This window comes from Leptospira ainlahdjerensis, assembly GCF_016919175.1.
Taxonomy (GTDB): domain Bacteria; phylum Spirochaetota; class Leptospiria; order Leptospirales; family Leptospiraceae; genus Leptospira; species Leptospira ainlahdjerensis.
In genome coordinates this window covers 33,493-51,942 of sequence record NZ_JAFFPU010000041.1, presented here as the reverse complement: position 1 = coordinate 51,942, position 18,450 = coordinate 33,493, and the positions used below count along the sequence as shown (strand labels likewise).

At 43.6% G+C, this 18,450-nt stretch carries 12 protein-coding genes, 2 tRNA genes and 1 pseudogene; 12 read left to right on the top strand and 3 right to left on the bottom strand.

Going from position 1 to position 18,450, the window contains the following annotated elements; all coding sequences use genetic code 11:
- Nucleotides 1-6: 6 nt before the first annotated feature.
- From JWG45_RS11605 to JWG45_RS11595, 3 genes are read left to right on the top strand one after another with little or no spacing between them, the layout of a single operon-like run.
- Nucleotides 7-864: a ChaN family lipoprotein gene (locus JWG45_RS11605; protein ID WP_332476496.1), complete on the top strand. Its 858-nt coding sequence runs from the start codon at nucleotides 7-9 to the stop codon at nucleotides 862-864.
- A 41-nt stretch (nucleotides 865-905) separates the two neighbouring features.
- The gene (locus JWG45_RS11600; protein WP_205279866.1) at nucleotides 906-3,686 is read left to right on the top strand and encodes a transglycosylase domain-containing protein; all 2,781 of its coding nucleotides are present in this window, start codon (nucleotides 906-908) and stop codon (nucleotides 3,684-3,686) included.
- Nucleotides 3,676-5,244 carry a hypothetical protein gene (locus JWG45_RS11595; protein WP_205279865.1) on the top strand — a complete coding sequence of 523 codons (1,569 nt, stop codon included), beginning with the start codon at nucleotides 3,676-3,678 and terminating at the stop codon, nucleotides 5,242-5,244. Before JWG45_RS11600 ends, JWG45_RS11595 begins: the two co-directional genes overlap by 11 nt.
- Before the next feature lie 664 nt (nucleotides 5,245-5,908).
- On the opposite strand, the gene JWG45_RS11590 is transcribed toward JWG45_RS11595, so the two are convergent.
- Together JWG45_RS11590 and JWG45_RS11585 are read right to left on the bottom strand one after the other, a co-directional pair.
- Nucleotides 5,909-5,990, bottom strand: a tRNA-Tyr gene (locus tag JWG45_RS11590).
- Between the two features lie 11 nt (nucleotides 5,991-6,001).
- Nucleotides 6,002-6,074 (bottom strand) — tRNA-Thr (locus JWG45_RS11585).
- A gap of 193 nt (nucleotides 6,075-6,267) precedes the next feature.
- Here JWG45_RS11585 and JWG45_RS11580 point away from each other — a divergent pair.
- The 5 genes from JWG45_RS11580 to JWG45_RS11560 all read left to right on the top strand — a co-directional run bounded on the left by JWG45_RS11580 (nucleotide 6,268) and on the right by JWG45_RS11560 (nucleotide 10,900).
- Nucleotides 6,268-6,654: a hypothetical protein gene (locus JWG45_RS11580; protein ID WP_205279864.1), complete on the top strand. Its 387-nt coding sequence runs from the start codon at nucleotides 6,268-6,270 to the stop codon at nucleotides 6,652-6,654.
- 61 nt (nucleotides 6,655-6,715) lie between these two features.
- The gene (locus JWG45_RS11575) at nucleotides 6,716-7,540 is read left to right on the top strand and encodes a transketolase (protein WP_205279863.1); all 825 of its coding nucleotides are present in this window, start codon (nucleotides 6,716-6,718) and stop codon (nucleotides 7,538-7,540) included.
- A gap of 192 nt (nucleotides 7,541-7,732) precedes the next feature.
- Nucleotides 7,733-8,632, top strand: coding sequence for a transglutaminase-like domain-containing protein (locus JWG45_RS11570; RefSeq protein ID WP_205279862.1), 900 nt, complete (start codon nucleotides 7,733-7,735; stop codon nucleotides 8,630-8,632).
- A gap of 68 nt (nucleotides 8,633-8,700) precedes the next feature.
- A complete protein-coding gene (locus JWG45_RS11565; protein ID WP_205279861.1) occupies nucleotides 8,701-9,660 on the top strand; it encodes a polyprenyl synthetase family protein in 960 nt (319 codons plus the stop codon).
- A gap of 736 nt (nucleotides 9,661-10,396) precedes the next feature.
- Nucleotides 10,397-10,900, top strand: a complete 504-nt coding sequence (locus JWG45_RS11560; RefSeq protein ID WP_205279860.1) for an SRPBCC family protein — start codon at nucleotides 10,397-10,399, stop codon at nucleotides 10,898-10,900.
- Between the two features lie 62 nt (nucleotides 10,901-10,962).
- Here JWG45_RS11560 and JWG45_RS11555 read toward each other — a convergent pair.
- Nucleotides 10,963-11,716: pseudogene (locus JWG45_RS11555) on the bottom strand (LIC10920 family plasminogen-binding lipoprotein).
- A 160-nt stretch (nucleotides 11,717-11,876) separates the two neighbouring features.
- On the opposite strand from JWG45_RS11555, the gene JWG45_RS11550 reads away from it, so the two are divergent.
- From JWG45_RS11550 to JWG45_RS11535, 4 genes are all read left to right on the top strand, one after another.
- A complete protein-coding gene (locus JWG45_RS11550; RefSeq protein WP_205279859.1) occupies nucleotides 11,877-13,040 on the top strand; it encodes an LBF_2804 family protein in 1,164 nt (387 codons plus the stop codon).
- Nucleotides 13,041-13,049: 9 nt separating this feature from the next.
- Nucleotides 13,050-16,553: a PAS domain-containing protein gene (locus JWG45_RS11545; RefSeq protein WP_205279858.1), complete on the top strand. Its 3,504-nt coding sequence runs from the start codon at nucleotides 13,050-13,052 to the stop codon at nucleotides 16,551-16,553.
- Between the two features lie 24 nt (nucleotides 16,554-16,577).
- Nucleotides 16,578-16,973, top strand: coding sequence for a response regulator (locus JWG45_RS11540; RefSeq protein WP_205279857.1), 396 nt, complete (start codon nucleotides 16,578-16,580; stop codon nucleotides 16,971-16,973).
- Nucleotides 16,974-17,083: 110 nt separating this feature from the next.
- Nucleotides 17,084-18,106: an MBL fold metallo-hydrolase gene (locus JWG45_RS11535; RefSeq protein WP_205279856.1), complete on the top strand. Its 1,023-nt coding sequence runs from the start codon at nucleotides 17,084-17,086 to the stop codon at nucleotides 18,104-18,106.
- The last annotated feature ends 344 nt before the right edge of the window (nucleotides 18,107-18,450 follow it).

Here is an 18,450-nt window from a genome sequence, read left to right as displayed (position 1 = left end):
TTTGTTCTGAGTTTTTTTTCCCTTCGATCGGAGGATATTCTTAAAACCGAAGAGATTCCACAGCCGGTTTCCATCCAAAAGGGGTTGACGAAGATGCTCATCGCTTCGGAGACGATTTTTAATACATTCCAAAATTATGATATTTTAATTTTTGGAGAAGAACACGACGACTTGATCGGTCACAAGATTCGTTTGGATTGGTTCAAAAAAATATCGGCCTTGAACGAGGTTGTTCTTTCTCTGGAGATGTTGGAGAGGGATCAGCAAAAAACTTTAGATGAATATTTGAGCGGTCAAATCGGAGAAAAGGCCTTTTTTAATTCTTTAAAACTCTGGCCCAATCATCTCAGAGACTATCATCCATTCTTACAATACGCAAAAGATCATAGAATTCCCGTGATCGCATCCAACGTTCCGAGAAAGTATGTGAATCTAGTTTCCTCTTCCGGGCTCGAAACTTTGTTTTCGGTCCGTTCCGTTTTTTTACCTCCGAAATATCTAATTCGAAAATTCTCCCAAGAAGGGTATGAGAATAAGATCAAAAATACTCTCAAAGAACATCCGGGCATGCATTCGGACGAAACTCTCGAGAGAAAATTTATCGACGCGCAGTATCTCTGGGACGCAGGAATGGCCGACACGATCGCGAACTCGTTTTTGACCCGCGGAAAAAAAGTCGTTCATATCAATGGAAGATTTCATAGCGACGAAGGATTCGGGGTTACATATCGACTTCGGGAGCTCGGTTTTAAGGTGCTTACCGTTTCGATGTTCCCTCTCAAAGAAGAAGAATCGATTCCTTTGGAAACCCTTACCGGAAACGATTTTACGGTCGTTACGGAAAGGAAAGAAAAAGAGAATTAAGTGCTTGTCTGGATCTAGAAGATCCTCCGACAATTAAGGGGATGATGGAGACAGGGATTCAAACTCTAAGAAGTCCTCGATTTCTTTGCCCTGAATGCGGGACCGCGTCGCGATTGCCGGAAGGAGTTCCGACGGGATCGGTCTTCCGGCTGACTTGCTATCAATGCGGTCATAAGGCTCTGGTAAGAATGGAACTTTCTCCTCCACCTTTGCCTCCTCGAGAATCGATCGTTTCTATTCCGAAAGTCAATCCTCCGAGGCCGGCGGATCTTTCCCGAAGGGAAGAGCCTCTTCGAAATGCGGGAACTCCCTCGATTTCCACTCCACAAATCGATCCCGAACCCACGGGGCCGGGATTCTTAGAAAGAATTTCGCTCGCTTTTACCCAAATCCGGGTTTTGTTCCGTGAAAAAATGCGGGAACTCCCGCAAAAGATTCGTGACTTACGAAAAAGCCCGAATCCCGATCCGCTTTTTGGCGAGGAACGACCCCTTCTTCGTCGGGAAAAGATTTCCTTCGAAGAAAAACCGTTCTTTTCCGTCCGTCGAGAGATCGAAGAAAATGGTCAGCCTCGGATCAAAACCCTGGCCGAAAGACTTCGGGATCAGATGTCTTCTCATCGCCTTCGACTTCCGAATTTCGTTCTCCTTTTCGCAGGTATCGTCATTTCCCTTCTCCTTTTGGGAATGATCGTTTTTTGGGTGGGCGTGATCACTCGAGAATCCGAACTCCAACAGATGATTTCTCTTTTTTACAATCACCAGCCTTCCGTGATCTATGATCGGGACGGAAAGAAGGTATCGGAGATTTTTGCAAAAAAAACCAGCAATTTAGAATGGGACGCGTATCCCGAGAATCTCAAGAAGATCGTTCTTCTTGTGGAGGATCGAAGATTTTTTTCCCATAGCGGAATCAATTATCTTTCCATTGCGAGGGCGATCCTCGTCAACATCACGAGTTTTCGTTTTAAACAGGGTGCGTCCACAATCACACAGCAGCTCGCGAGAATCCTTTTGGACGACCGTGAAAAAAGCCTGATTCGAAAGATCAAAGAAGCTCAACTCGCTTTCGCTCTCGAATACACGTATGAGAAAAAGCAAATATTCTTATATTATCTAAACAATGTTTATCTCGGACACGGGGCCTTCGGGTTTGCGAGTGCGGCCGAATTTTATTTTAAGAAGAATCCGAACGAACTCACAACCGAAGAGATGATCGTCTTAGCCTCTTTGGCTTCCGCGCCGAATCGATATTCCCCTCTGAAAAATCCGGATTTATCCAGACAAAGGGTCAATGCGATCATTCATTCCTTTCGAGAAGATGAAATTCTAAAGGAGAATCCAAAAACGAAGTTGGACGAACTCTACCTTTCGTTTCACATGCGTTCTCCCGGAGAAACGGTCTTTGGAAATCGAAAGGATCATTCTCCATACGTCACGGAACACGTTCGTAAATTTCTAAATTCTCTCTATCCAGATTCCAATATCTACGAGACCGGAGGTTTTTCGATCTACACTACGATCGCGGAACCGGTCCAGGCCGAACTTCAGAAAATCGTAAAGTCTTACGTGGACAACGTTCAAAAGAACGGACTTGTTCGAAAGACAAAACTTACGGATAATAAGAACTCCAGTGAAACCGCGGTCTTTCGAAAGTATGTTCAGGATCTTTCGCCCGCACTCGAACTTTTTATGGACACGGATTCTTTTTCTGGTGCGAACGAGTCGGGTCTTCAAGCCGCGTTAGTCGCCGTTGATCCTTCCACAGGAGAAATCCTGCTGATGCACGGAGGATCCGAGTTCAAGGCCGATAATCAGTTGGACAGAACCACGGGGATGAAACGTCAGACAGGATCTTCCATCAAGCCCATTCTTTATTCCGCCGCGATAGAAAACGGCCTTATCAACGCTTCTTCTCGAATTTTGGACGCACCTCTCATCTATCGAAATCAAACCGGAAACTGGATGCCGGAGAATATCGGAAATCAATACGACGGAGATATCAGCGTTAGACAGGCTTTAGCCAAATCCAAAAACACGGCCGCGGTTCAGATCGCGGAGAAACTCGGGATTTCAAGAATCCAGGAATTTTTTCAAAAGTTTTTCTTTCCGGATTCTAAAATGCTCCAGTCCAGATTCAGAGGAGATCTTTCTCTGGCTCTCGGTTCCTTGGAAATTTCACCTCTTGAAATGGCGTCGGCGTATTCGGCGTTTGCAAACGACGGTTCGATCAAACGTCCTTATCTGATTCAAAAGATAACGGATCGTTCCGGAAAGATTATCTATGAAAGAAAGGCGACTGACGAGTTCGGTTTAAAAGTTCCCGAAGAAAGAAAGGTCTTGTCCTCTCAAGTTTCTGAGATCATGATCGATCTTCTTCATGGAAGCGCCAACTCGGCCGGAGTAAGAAACACGGGATATAAAGGAGAAGTGGCAGGAAAAACGGGAACTACGAACGATAACCGGGACAACTGGTTCGTCGGTGTCAAACCGGGATTGTCTATGGCGATTTGGCTCGGATACGATGATCCCAGTTTCGGGCTCGGGTCTTCTGCGTTAGGCGGCACAGTGGCGGCTCCGCTTTGGGGCGCGGTTGCGAAAGTTTTCGAATCGGCGGAAGACTCGGAAGAATTAAAACGAAGATATCCGGTAACCGAACACGCGATCACGGCCACTGTCTGCGAAGAATCCGGAAAACTTCCGGGGCCATCCTGCAAACACGCCAAAAAGGAATTATTTAAGAATGGGACCGTGCCGTCCGAAGTTTGTCCACTCAATCACGGAAGCGACGCGAAGCGGGAAGTTCTCAGAAATGTATTCTAAACGTTTTGCTTATATTCTCTTTTTCTTAAGTTTTGTTTTGAGTTTGGAATCTGTCTCCTACGAAGACGCTTACGCGATGGAAAAAGAAGATCCTCTTTTTTCGATTCCACTTTATGAGGAATTGCTCAGAACTTCCCAGAAATCAGATATTCGTAAGACCGCTTCCTCCAGGCTTTTCTTTCTATATGAGAAATATCGCAAATACGTTCCGGCGATCTTGATCATGAGCCGTTCCGGGAAGATCACTGATAAAAAGGGAAAGTATCCTTCCATCGTGACCGAACTCGCGAGCGGATTAAACGTGAGTCCTTCCTCGCTGGTTTCGGTGATTTCAGGTTGTAGTCGGCCGATTCCCGATCCCGATTCTTTTTTGCAAGAACCGGCTCCAAAAGAAAATTCTTCGGAAACCGTCGCGGAAGAATCTCTCGAAACACAGACGACTCCGGTTACCCACGAACTTCCGTTTTTATTCAGGGTTCTTTCTAAAAAGGAAAACGCTCCTCTCTATAAGGCTTGTTATGCGGTAAAAATTAAAACGGGAGATTACGACGGCTGGGAAAAAATTCACGCCTTCGGAGAGATGAGAAATCTTTTAAGTCCTGAAACTTCTCTCGCTCTGAGAATCAGTTATACTCTTCATTCCGATCGCGGAAGCGCTTACAAGAGAATCTACGCAGGCGGTAAGCTAAAATCGTTAAGCGAAGACGGTAAATCGGATATTTTGTATCTCTACGGAAAGTTTTTGAGAAACCTAGGAAAGTTGGATTCTTCCGCGCGTTATTTTTGGATGAGCGGTTCCTATGGAAATAAGGAGCGTGGAAAAATAGAAACCGCAAAAACACTTCTTGTCTCGGGAAGAAAACAAGAGGCTTGTGCTCAAGTCGCAAAAGGATTTTCCGCAGGAGACGAATCCGAGGAACTCTTAAATAGAATCTGTTTTAGAAACTTCGACGACGGTCATCCTGGACAAGAAATTCTGAAGGCCATTAGAATTTTGAATTCGGATGCACCCGATCCTGTTTACGGATATCTTCTCGGAAAAGGTGTCTCGCAAAAGACGGACGACGCAGAGCCGGAAGAGTCTTCCGAAAATTCTTCCCGTTATGCGAAACTTCTGGATGATAAACTTTTTAGCGGTGATAAAAATCCGACTCCGTTCTGGGATTTTAGAAAGGCAGAAACGACTTTCTTTTTGTCAGCAACCCCCGCGTTTCTCTGCAAACAGGGACGTTCTTTGTTATTTAAGAAAAACCTTATACAGCCTCAGAATTGTGTTCCTTTTCAAGGGGCTTCCTCGGAGGCAATTTTAGGGAGCGCCCTTTTTACGACGGACCAAGACGAATGGAGTCTTGTGTTCGCGAATTCCGCGTACAATGCAATTCCCGGACGTCTTGGTTTTCGAAATGAGGTTTCCGAAGAATCCCTTCAAGTAACGAGCATCGTCTATCGTAAAGCCCTAAATCGTTTTTTTGCAGAAGGATATTCCAATGACGGAAAGTATCGTTTTTATTCGATCGATTGGAACAATGCTCAGGTGGACATTTCTGAGGGTAATTGAAGATTGATGTTTTTTGTTCATTTTTGTCTTTCCTACTGATTCCTCAAGCTTGTTTGATTCCTGTCTCAAAGATTCAGGAAAATTGTAAATCTTTCCTATAGTATTAATTTTTCTTAATAGATCCTAAAATTGAATCCTATAAAATGAATCGATTCATTGTTTGAGAGAATGTTTAGAATGAGAAATTAGATCGGATCCATCCTTTCAAGCGGAAGAAAATGTTTTGGCTGGCGCGCGGCTGAATTTAGTGTGTTGTTTTCTAAGGATCACGTGTAAGCAAGTCGTATGTTTTCGCTTCTTACGGAAGCTCAAAACGCTCTCGCTCAAAAATTTCGAATTGGACTCAGCAGAATCTCCCTAAGGGATGATTCCATCTTCCTGATCCGTTTCTGAATATTATATTTTTGTGAAATAGATGAGAAACCAATGGTGGGAGAACTCAGTGCAACGCTCTCTATGGATCGCGTTGCAGGGAAGGATTCGGGTCAACGCAGTTTCGAATCGTGCTCGACGGCGTCTTTTTTGCGCACACATCCATCCAAGGATTCGTATCGTATTTTTTCGCCTCTTACAGAAGCTCAAAACACTCTCGCTCGCAAGCTTCGAATCTCTCCGGATTCGTTTTAGTATATTAGGTTTTTATTGAGTAATTGAAAAATAAATTTGGGCAGGGAAGGATTCGAACCTTCGAAGACATAGTCAGCAGATTTACAGTCTGCCCTCGTTGGCCACTTGAGTACCTACCCGAAGAGAAATGAGCTGCCTATAGGAATCGAACCCACAACCGTCTGATTACAAATCAGATGCTCTACCAATTGAGCTAAGGCAGCAATTTTACTATGTAAACCAGTATTTCGGGCAGTTTTCCTTGGTCAAATAAAAAAACCGAGAAGCCCTCTTGTTGGGATCGATTTCCAAACCTAGGAGTCGATCGCTCTTAAAATCGGATTATTTACGGCTTTCCAAGGAAACGAATCTGAAAAAGTGTTTCGGAAGTCGGAACTCTACCGAAAATGGAATGAAATGATTTTAACCCTGATCAATGTCGGAATGGCGATTTCTCTCCTTAGCTTTTATACGGGTTATTATTTTCGTTTTAGAAAGAATTTTCTTCATCGCATTTTCAATCTGATCGGAACTTCCCTGAATTTAACCACTGCCCTCGGACTTTTGTACGTGAAATACCTAGGTGTGGGTCTAGAAAATGCGGGAATCGTTCCTACAGTCGATCGCTGGATCATCGACACCCACAGAGCTTTTGCCGCGCTGACTTTGATTTTGATGCTTCTGATGGCTTGGTCCGGAATCGCTCGAAAAAAAGAATTTCACAGAAAACTACACTATATTTTCCTTCCTCTATACACCGTGATTTTCCTTTCCGGCCTGGTTCTGTTTCGATCTACGAACTGACCTTCTTTCGGCACCTCTTTCGTGAGGTTGGAAATCTCTATTGCAATCACATAGGAAGAATATGAACGAAATCAACGAACTCAAGAATTTCGCAAACGAACTCAGAAAGAGCGTGATCCGAATGGTGACCGCCGCAAATTCCGGACACCCGGGCGGACCTCTTGGTCTCGCCGATATTTACGCAGTTTTATATAAGAAAATTCTAAATCACAAACCCTCCAATCCGGAATGGGAAGAAAGAGACAGATTGATTCTTTCCAACGGTCACGTCTGTGCGATTCGTTACGCGGCGATGGCTCATTCGGGTTACTTTCCGGTGGACGAACTTCTTACCTTCCGCAAGTTGAACAGCAAACTCCAAGGACATCCTTCCACACGTTATATGAAAGGAATCGAAAGTTCTTCCGGTTCCCTCGGGCAGGGGCTTTCCGTTTCCGTAGGCCTCGCTCTCGGCGCAAGAATGAAAAAACAAAATCATAAAATCTACACTTGTATTTCCGACGGAGAATGTGGAGAAGGAATGACTTGGGAAGCGGCTCAATCCGGCGCCCATTATAAATTGGACAACTTAATCGCGTTCATGGATAAGAATGGAATCCAAATCGACGGATTCACAAAAGACGTGATGAATCTCGAACCTCTTCGAGAGAAATTTCTTTCCTTCGGCTGGAATGTTTTAGAAGCCGACGGTCATAATATCGAGCAGATCATACAAGTATTTGAAAAAGCAAAACTTCACAAGGGTTCTCCAACGATCATTTTGTTCAATACAATCCTCGGGAAAGGTGTTTCTTTTATGGAGAACAATCCCGGATGGCATGGAACTCCTCCAAAACCGGAAGAAGAGAGAAAAGCTCTCGAAGAATTATCGGCGCTTTCCGTTTGAGTTTTACGGCTCCCCAAAAATTTGGGGAGCGTTTGCTTTTTTTAAATTCTTTTCGAATCCTCTTTTCATTTTTTTAGCACTTTCTCCAGTCGACCGTAAGACATAGTAATTTATCATTCGCATTTCATTTTTTCCAAAAACAAATTTCATTCTGAATTGACTCATTTTGTTTTTTGGAAAATGATCTAGTTTATGCCATCATCCGATTTTTACTTTGATTCTCTTTCCTTTCCTCCTGAGAAGTTAGAAGAAAAATTCTATCAGTTAGAATTTGCAGGTGCGGAAGATAAGATTCGGGTGATGCGTGAGATTGCCGAAATGGTTCCCTGGCAATATAGAATCAGCGACTTTGTGGATGAGTTTAAGGATCCGACCTTGAGGGTTTATGCTCGTTCCATCTCTTCGATCGTTCATCTTGAACGTATTAACTCGCGTTATATGCTTCTTGCGGGTAAAGGACATATCAACGACTACTCCGATTTGGAAGAAGCGGTTTTTCTTCTTTCGAGCGTGGGCGACCCGGACGCTTCTTATCACGAATTTAAAATCTATCTCGATCAATTGGCCCTCCGAGTGGAGGAACTCTGCGACCTCAATCCGGAATACGTTTCTGAAGAACTCAAAGTTCATTTTTTGACGAGGGTTCTTTCCTCGGAAGAGAACTTTCAGGGGAATAATGACCAGTATGACGATCCGAATAATTCTTTCGTGACTCGAATCGTCCGCACTCGAAGAGGGATTCCGATTTCCTTGTCTTCCATCTATCTTCTTGTAGGACAAAGACTTTCTCTTCCTCTCTACGGGGTGAATATGCCTCTGCATTTTCTTCTGCATTTTGATTCCCCCGACTATGAGACGTTTATTGATCCGTTTCACGGAGGGGTTCTTCTGGATAAATCCACTTGTATCCGTTTTTTGGAAGCGAACAGCTTTACCCCTAGTGAAAGATATTTCACTCGTGCGAGTACCCTTTCCATCATCAAAAGGATGTATCGAAATCTGATTCATATCTATCGTAAGGAGCAGTTTCGGGATATGGAGGATATTCTCGCTCGTCAGCTCCTGATTCTTGAAAACAAACTGAAAGCCTAAGTTTCCAGCAAAGAGTTCTGCTTGAGCCTGTACAGATATTTTGAATACTGGCCCCACGGGAAGAGGTAGTGAAAGTATCGGTACTGAAAGATTCTTTAGTTCGGAAGTTTGATAAAAAACTGGAAGCGATCATTCGCGAGGACCTCAAAATTCTTGCAGAAATCAAAACTTATACAATCCGATCCGGTGGAAAAAGGATCCGTCCGATCTTACATTACTGCCTTTGTCAACTCCTCGGTTATTCCGGCAAATACTGGCTGGATGTAGGAGCCATCGCCGAACTCATTCATTCCGCGAGTTTGCTTCACGACGACGTCGTCGACGAGGCCGAGACCCGACGCGGTCTTCAGAGCGTGGGTTCTAAATTCGGAAATAAAACCGCGATTCTTGCCGGAGATTATCTCTTGGCCTGCGGAATCGACCATCTCAACGGCCTTGGTTATCCGGAACTTATGGACATTTTTACTCAGGTCATCAAAGATCTTTCGGTTTCGGAACTGATCCAGATGGAATGGGAAAAAAATCCAAAAATCACATTAGAAATATATAATAGAGTGGTTTATGGAAAAACCGCGTCCCTTTTCGGTGCGGTCACTGCTGCGGCCGGAGTTCTTTCCGAAAAACAGGAAAAAGAAAAGAAGAAGCTCAGGCAATTCGGAATCGATCTCGGTTCCTTTTTTCAGAAGAAGGACGACGCGATCGATTATTTTTCTCCAGCGAGCAAGAGCGGAAAGGTTCCTCTCAAGGATTTTTACAACGGTTTGTACACGTATCCGATTCTTCTTCTTTTGGAAAAGGCGGAAAAGAATGATAAAAAGCTGATTCATTCTTTGTTTGCAAAATCGGAACGGTCTCAAGGAGACGGAATCGTAATTCTAAGTTTACTTTCCCGTTATCAAATTCGGGAGAAGATGGATGAAGAGTTTCAAAGTATCGCTGAGAATTTGATGAAATTCTTGAACGGTTTCGAGGAATCCGGAATTCGTAATCTATTAAAAGATCAAATTCTAAAACTCTTAGAAGAATAGATTTTATTCCTCTTATAGAGTTTTTTTCTGTTTTTCGAAGATGACCAAACGTGTGATTTTGTTTCACTTATCCAAGCTGGATTCCAATCCGTAAGGAGACTGAATTTTTCTCAGTCCGAAAGGAGGAGAAATACAAAAAAACATTTCGGAAGAGTTTGTCTCAAGTCGAATACTCGCTCTTATCGTTTCGATTCATATTCGCACTCGCTTTGAGAAGGGTTGGAAATCACCGGAATCTGAAAGAGATATTTTTGCAGAAATTTCCACTCAAGGAAGATCGAGCAATTAGAAAATTATGATTTTATAATGGAGTTCAAGTCTCCGTTTTTTTCTGAAGTCTAAAATCCGGCAAATCCGAATCGATAAATTGGAAAGAGGATTCAGAAATAAGGGGATCTCCGTAAGAATTTTGTAGGAATTCCTACAATTTGGACTTTCTACTTGCAAAAAGTGAAATTCTGTGATAAAGGAAAGTCCTCCGGAATTTTTCCACCACCCACCCCTCCACCCGAAAATCGGGCGGGGCCCGCGACTTTTACGGAAGAGTTGTCGGAGTTCCGACGAATTCTCCTTGAGGTTCAGGTGCTTTTGGAAAAGGACCATTTGGAGTCGAGGAGAATCGGTGTCCTCTGTTGAAAAACTCGACTTTGGAAAATGTGCTTAGAGGAAGGCAAAATCGTTTGCAGCAAACGCATAACCGAAATTGCATATAGTTAAAAGAATGGGAGAGAGTAAAATGGCGCCTAAAATTTTTCCTCAGATCGATTCCGATCTGGATTTGGTTTTCGAAAGAATCGTTGACGTTCCCCGTGAATTGGTCTGGGCTGCATGGACAAAACCGGAACACATCGTAAAATGGTTCACTCCCGCTCCTTGGAGGACAATCGATTGTGAAATCGATCTTCGTCCAGGCGGAATTTTCCGTACCACGATGCAATCTCCAGAAGGAGTAGACTTTCCGAATCTGGGTTGTTATCTGGAAGTGATTCCGAACGAAAGATTATCCTGGACCGACGCATTACAACCGGGTTTTCGCCCTTCACCGGACCCGACAAATCCTTTCGGTTTTTTTACGGGGATCCTCACTTTGGAAACTTACGGTAACGGAACTAAATACGTTGCGACTGCTATTCACGGAAACGAAATCAATCGTAAGAAACACGAAGAAATGGGTTTTCACGAAGGTTGGGGAAAGGCTCTCGATCAACTCGTAGAACTTGCTAAAACAATAAAACTCTAATATAACAAAACGGCGATCCTCTTGATCGCCGTTTTCCCTCTTTTTTTCTCGGAAAAAAAATCTTACTGCGTCGTTGCACTTCCGCTCGGAATTACATTCGGTGCGTTGCAGGAAATATTTCCAGAGATCGTAACCGAAGTTCCTGCGGCAGACGCGGTCGAAACGCAGGTTTGATTGTCCTGAGTAAAACATTGTTGTGTGGTCGTTACGGAAGTACAGTTTACGTTATCGGAAGTATAACACTGATTGAGAATGCCTGTCGTTGTCGAGCTTGCGAGTAGTTTTCCCGTAAGAGAAAGTTCGATGTCCATATACTGAAGCGTCTGTTGCTGGGCCGCGCCGCTGCTGTTTGGATAAACCGGAATTCCGGATGCTCCCCATTCTACCTTACCCACGTTTCCGGTAACCGTCTTTCCAAAGCTTCCTCCGGAATAACTAAAACCCTGTTGCGGATCCACGGAGCCTTGGTATTGGGAAGAATCAAATTGAAACCGAAGCACCAAAGATTCTCCCGTAGTTTTCATGATCAATTGGCTTGTAATCGTATATCTTGTGTTTGTCGAACCCGAGGTGGTCGTAGGAGTGGTGGTTGTCGTCCCCGTAGTCCCGGTGGAGGAGGTGGTAGTTCCGGGAACGGCGACTCCGCAAGAGGATATTTTTTTCCTCATCCACTTCTCCGTTGATAAAAATGATATCGTTCGTTCCTACGGCTAAAACCTTAAGATCGATTTTGTTTTGGTCTTTGTCGTTTTGACAATTGAGAAAAATCACAGAGCTCAGAATCGATATAAAGAGAATAGAATAAATACGTTTCATAGGATGCCTTTAATTCATTCTGATTGGAAAGCAAAAGAAGGTCAAGAATGAAATTGAACTCCGCTTTCTCGTTTCGACCCACGCTTTGGAAGATCGTTCCGTTGCACCCCGATTCTGAAATAAAAATGGAAAGAATGGTTTGACACGTTCGGAAAAAGGAATGAACTCCCGGCGCATGGAAAAAAGTCCGAAACCCGCAGAATACAAACCGGGGATTTTAGAACGCTGGGGTATTCGCGTTTTACAAAATCTCTCACAAAGAGACAAAAGAACCCCCGGAAATTGGACACGTCAAGAATTTGGAACCGGTTCCAGGAAGATCCTCGGTTGGACCGTTTTCTGGGCCTTACAAACCGGTTTTTGGACCACATTCTTTATCATTCTTGTTGAAAAAATATTTCCGGAATCGCCCGAACTTTGGTCTCCCGTCTTCTTGGAAAAATGGTTTTGGACCGGACTGGCTCTTTTGTTCGGAACCGTTTTGGAGTTTTATCTTCTCTATCGGATCGGTCTTTCCTCTGTCTACAAGATGACTCGTCTTGCGGGTTTGGACCTGGAGGAGGATCCGGATCTGATCACGGGTGTCAGCAATCTTCTTTCGAGATTAGCCCTCGAAATTCCGGATCCGGATCTAAGACTTCTGGGAATCGATCCTTACCGCCTCACAAACAAACAAAGTCTTTTTATTACGACCCTACTCTACAAAGCAAAGGTCTTCCTCTCGAACTTGGTCGCAAAAATCGTAATTCGAAAAATTCTCGCGAGAAACTCGTTTCGAGTTTATGCCGACTTCGTTGCGGCTCCCATTACCGCGATTTGGGACGCAATCGTACTTTATATTATTCTTAAGGAGTTGAGGACTCGGCTTCTTACTCGGATTTTATCCAAGGAACTCGTCGAGGATATTCTTTCGCGAAAGAATATCCTAACCCGCGAAGCTAAGATCGCCTGCATGACCGCGATCGGAAATTCTGTGGTTTTTACGCAAAGATTTCATCCGAACCTGGAATACATTCTTATCAAACTTCACAAGGCCTTTCAGATCGAAAATTATCACTTTCGTCTGGATGAATGGGAATCGTTCGAAAAACTTCTGAAGGATTTGAATGAAGAAGAAAAAGAACTCTCTCTAAAAATATTGAGCGTAACTTGCTGTTTTGATGGTAAAATTTCCTCTTTCGAAAGAAAACATCTTCCGCTCGTCTTTGGAGAGAAATCAAAGGAAAGATTGGAATGGGTAGAATCTCTTGCGGGTTCAATCGGACGCGGGGACTTGGAAGAAGCAAGAGAACTGTCCAGATTGAATTTTTCGGTTCCTAGATAGGATCATTGAATGCAGCTATCAGTCCACTGGTTTGAATCTATTTTTCAAACGATTCCCCTTTCTCTCTTAGAGGTCTGGGGAAGTTTCGGCTATTTCCTGGGTTTGATCCTTATGATTTCCGCGTTCGGGGGTTTTACTTACAAACCCGGAGGAAAATTCTGTTTCGGGAGAGAGCGTCAGTCTTGGGATACACAAGCGTTTCTGAGCATTCCTCTCACTTTTGTTCTCATTTTTATAACCGGCTATTTGGGTTCGTTTATCATTTTGGTTCCGGGAGCTCAAACGTTCGAGTCTCTCAAAGACCTTTCCGTTTTTCTCTGTATCGTTTTGTTCGGTTATCCCGCTTTGATCGCGGTTCCTTTTGCCTACGGTCTTTCCGATTTGATAGAAGGAGTTCCACCCGACTTTTTAGCCGATTGGCTTTTGGGATACTTTATAAATCCTGCATGTTTTTGGGTCGCTTATCAATTGATAGGAAGGGATCCCGATTTTCGTAAGGTCAAAACCTGGTTTTACTATTTAGTTTTCGTTTTTGTCTTTATGGCGATCGAGCCTCAACTCTGGGGATATATCTGTGCGAATCGTTTTACACCCGGGATTTCCTATAGAAACATTACTCCGGCTTTGTTTTTTACGACCTCGATCACCTGGATTTTAGCGCCGTTTGCGATGCTTGTCGTATTTCCTCTTGCAAAAAAATACGGGCTCTTCTGGATTCAAATCCCCGGTCATGTGAGAGAATTCGCATTCCATAGAAAGGAATGGCTTTGGAGCGAAGTTAAGGATCGAAACGAAGAGGATGAAAAGCCGATCCTTGGTTTGCCGATCCGAATGTTCATGGTGACTCCGTTTATCTTTCTCGTTATGGTTATGGTCGGAATGACCGCCTATCTCAATCTAAGAAGTTCGGAGAATGCGGCGGATAAACTTGCGGGAAGATTACATCAGGAAATTTCGGAAAATATAAATTTTCAATTGGATCGTTATTTGGAGAATTCCAAAAAACAGGAAGAACCTCTTCGTTTAAAGGGGATTCTTCCCCTTCTAAAATCGACGAGCATAGCTGAACACGGTCGTGCGATCATCATTGATCGAACGGGAGTTCTGATCGCTTCTTCCAAATACGAAAACGCCGGAGGTTGGAAGGAAGGAATAGAAGGGGATCCCGTTTTTGTAAACGCAATCCAGGCTCTGAGAAAAAATCTGGGGGATCTCAACTCTTTAAAATCTCCCGTACAATTTAGTTTTGATGTGATCACGGCAAAACCTTTGTCTTTGGAAACTTGGCTCAATCAGGCGACTCCCTACGAGGACAATCATGGAGATAAGAATTGGATCGTGATCACCTCGATTCCCGCCGCATATTATTTGGAGGGAGTAAGAATCGGGAGTAGTCAATCCGCGATGGTGTTTGCGATCGCGCTTACACTTTCGCTTCTAATCGGAGCGTTTCTTGCCGGGATTGTAACGGCTCCGATTCAAAAAATTCTGAATGCAAGCCGCGCGATGGCTCACGGAGATTTTAAACAAAGGGTTCCAAGCAGCCGTCTGGAAGAATTGGGAACTCTATCCCACTCCTTTAATCACATGGCGGAACAACTGCAGGAATCATTTCGAAGAACGAAGTCGAGCGAGGAAAGATTCCGAGATCTTGTGGACACAACTCCCGGAATCGTCTGGGAAGCCGATGCTACAAACTTTAATTTCACTTTCATAAGTCAACAGGTCGTAAGTATGCTCGGCTATTCCGTCGATGAATGGAAAGAACCTGGCTTTTGGGCGGATCATCTTCATCCCGACGATCGGATTTGGGCCGTCGATTATTGTATCGCCTGCACGGGAAGAATGGAGGCCCACGACTTTGAATATCGGTTTTTGAGAAAGGACGGAAGTTCGGTTTGGCTCCGGGATATCGTAAAAGTGATCGTTTCCGACAATCGGCCAAAATGGCTTCGAGGTGTGATGGTCGACGTGACCGAACTAAAACGAATCGAGGAAAATCTTAGGGAAAGAAATCAGTTTATAGAGTCGATTCTGGATATCACTCCTGATATATTATATATTTATGATATAGTAGAGAAAAAAAACGTCTATAGTAACAATGGGATCGAGATGGTTCTTGGATATTCGGTGGATGAATTGCAGTCGATGGAAGATCATGTGGTTCGAACTCTGATGCATCCGAGCGATTACGAGATTTATCTCAAAGAAATCCTTCCGCGTTATGAGAAGGCAAGCGATAAGGATTTGATCGAACACCAATATCGAATGAAACATAAAGACGGAAATTGGAGATGGTTGATTTCCAGAGAATTGGTCTATAAAAGAAATTCGAACGGATCTCCCACGCAAATATTCGGAATTATCTACGATATAACCAAAAATAAGGAAGCCGAAGAGACGATCTTGGATCTCAATGCAAACTTGGAAAAAAAGATCGATCTTCGAACCGAGGAACTTCGCAGATCGAATATCGATTTGGTGGAAGCGGTTCACAATCTCGAAAAGACGATGAAGGAGCTTCACGGAGCGCAGGATCAATTGCTTTTATCCGAAAAGTTGGCCGCCATAGGTCAGCTCGCGGCGGGAATGACCCATGAACTCAACACACCTCTGGGAGCGATCGTATCTTCAAACCGGGCCATACTTGAAATTCTTCAAAATGAAATTAGGGAAATTCCAAATCTGATTTTTAGTTTTAGCGAGGAAGAGGTTCAGGATTTTAAAATTCTTTTAGCGGAAAGTCTACAGGACGCTTCCCAATCGGAGATCATACCGAATCGGAGTTTGAAAAAGGAACTGGTTCAAATTTTTCAAAACGAGGGAGTCCCGGATTTTGATAACGTAGCGAACTCAGTGTTGGATGCGGGAGTGTATCGATTGAAAGAAAAACTCCCAGATCTTTTGAGGACCGAAAAGAGAATGGAGATTTTGACGGCAGTGTCCTCTTTTTCAACGATCGTAAGATTGAGCAATGTCATTTCGATTGCGAGCGGAAAGGCCTCTCACGTGGTCGAGGCTTTGAAGAATTATCTAAATCCGGGAATCAACGATCAAGAAGGCGAAATCGTTCCGGTGGATATAAAATCCGAAATTGAAACCATTCTTACCTTATATCATACAAAGATAAAATACGGAGTCGAGGTTTATAGGGATTATCGGACGGAAGAACTTTGTCTTGGAAACGGAAACAAACTCAATCAAGTTTGGATCAATCTTTTGAATAATGGTTTGCAGGCGATGAATTATCAAGGCAAGATAGAAATCAGAATTGAAAAACAGGATTCTTGGATTATAACTTCTTTTATCGATTCTGGGAGCGGTATTCCGGATTCAGTAAAAGACAAGATCTTCGAACCTTTTTTTACCACAAAAAAACAAGGCGAAGGAATCGGACTCGGGTTGGATATTTGTAAGAAAATTATAGAGAAGATGGGCGGTAAGATAGAGTTCGAGAGTGTTCCTGGAAAAACGACATTTAGCGTGCGGTTGAAGTCTGCAGGCTCGGTATAACGGAGATACCTTTAATAAAATACTATGAATAATAACGCGATTCTCTGTGTGGACGACGAACCGATTATCTTGATCGCTTTGAAACAAGAATTGAAAAAACAATTCGGAAACGAATTTCAATATGAAACGGCGATCAACGCAAAAGAAGCTCTTGAGGTTGTGGATGAGTTGGTAGGAAACGGAATCAACGTTATTCTTATACTTTCCGATTGGAGAATGCCCGGTATTAAGGGGGACGAATTTCTAATTTTAGTTCATCAAAAATATCCAGAGATACGCTCTATTTTGATCACTGGGCACGTGGACGAAGCCGCAGTGGAAAGAGTAATGAAAGAAGCTGGAACATACGCCGTTCTTCCTAAGCCTTGGGACCCGAAACAATTGTTAGACGCGGTTAAGGTTTGTTGCGGTAAGAATTAGGTCGATTCGGCATTATCCTTCGTCGCACGTGGATTGAAATTTCATTTGCCCGCCTGTGCTCACCGAAAGACTTTGTAATCAAAGAGGTCCGCTCTTTTTGGGAGAGTTTAATGAAAATTCATCGATACGATTCCATACCCGATGTGCAGGAGATCGGCGATGGGATTTTCAAAACTGAAATTCCTCAGCCGTTCTATTCACCTAACAACATTTATATTCTCCCCGACGGCGAGCCTACGATTATAGATTCGGGTTATATTGAAAATCTAGGACTTTTACAAAAAGCGCTCAAGAAGATCGGTCTTTCTTTGAGCAAAATCAAACACATCATCTACACTCACAATCATCTGGATCATATGAGCGCGGCTTTGACTCTTCGTTATTATACCGATGCGAAGTTATACGCTATGGCCGGGATGGCCGCGGGCATCGACAACTACGTGGAATTTGTCCAAGTTTTTCAAAGGGCGATGCGGAGATTGGTCTACAAAGGGCATCACGATAATTCAGTTCGAGCGGAGGAGCTCAAAAGAGTGGACACGGGAATTTTCGAATTCCAAGACGCTCTCAATAATTCGGAAAGGGTCGATCCTTATTTAAACTTCGACGTAGAACTCGTAGAGGGGGACGTGATCGTGGCCGGCGGAAGAGAGATCGGAATTCTTTATACGCCGGGGCACAATCGATGGCATTTGACTCCATATATTCTCGGAGAAAAAATTTATTTCACTGGCGATTTGGTTTTGCAGAACATTTCCTCTATCTATGCGGAAATCGACGGAAATCTCTACGACTATCACCGATCCTTAGATCGGCTTTCCAAACTGCCGATCCGAAGACTTCTTCCCGCGCATGGACCGGAACCGGAAGATCCGCAGAGGGCGATCAAACTTCTTTCTAAAACTCTCAATCTCTTGGAAAGGGGAGTGGTTCGTCGTTTAAAAGAAAACGATCAGGATCTTTCCACTTTGGTATTGGAAGCAATGGGAGAAAAAGTAGCGAATAGCGGTTACTATAACACCGCTTTGGCGATCATGCATTCCCTGATTCGAAAACTGATAGATCAAGGTCAGGTTCAGATTCTGGAAATCGACCCTCCTTATGAAAAGTATCGCTGGATCGGCGGCGAATAGGAATTGCTTTTTCGTTTGAAAATCGACTGATTTTTTCGAGGGCAAAATTCTTCAGAAATAAATAAAATAGAAAGTAGATCAAAGATAAGAATCCCAGATAAAAAGAAATGGAAATTCAGGTTCGTTTCCGTTTGTCTGATTTTTTTCGAAATTAAACTCCGCTCCAGTAACCCTATCTAGGATGGATAACCTTCTCCACAAGTTGTTTGGATCTTCAGAAAGAATTTGTTGGAACTCCGACGCTCCTCCGTGAAAGTCGCGCGCCCCGCCCTGATTTTGGGTGGAGGGGCGCGGTGGCGGGAAAAACTCCGGGAAACTTTCCTATATCAGAAAATTCTAATCTT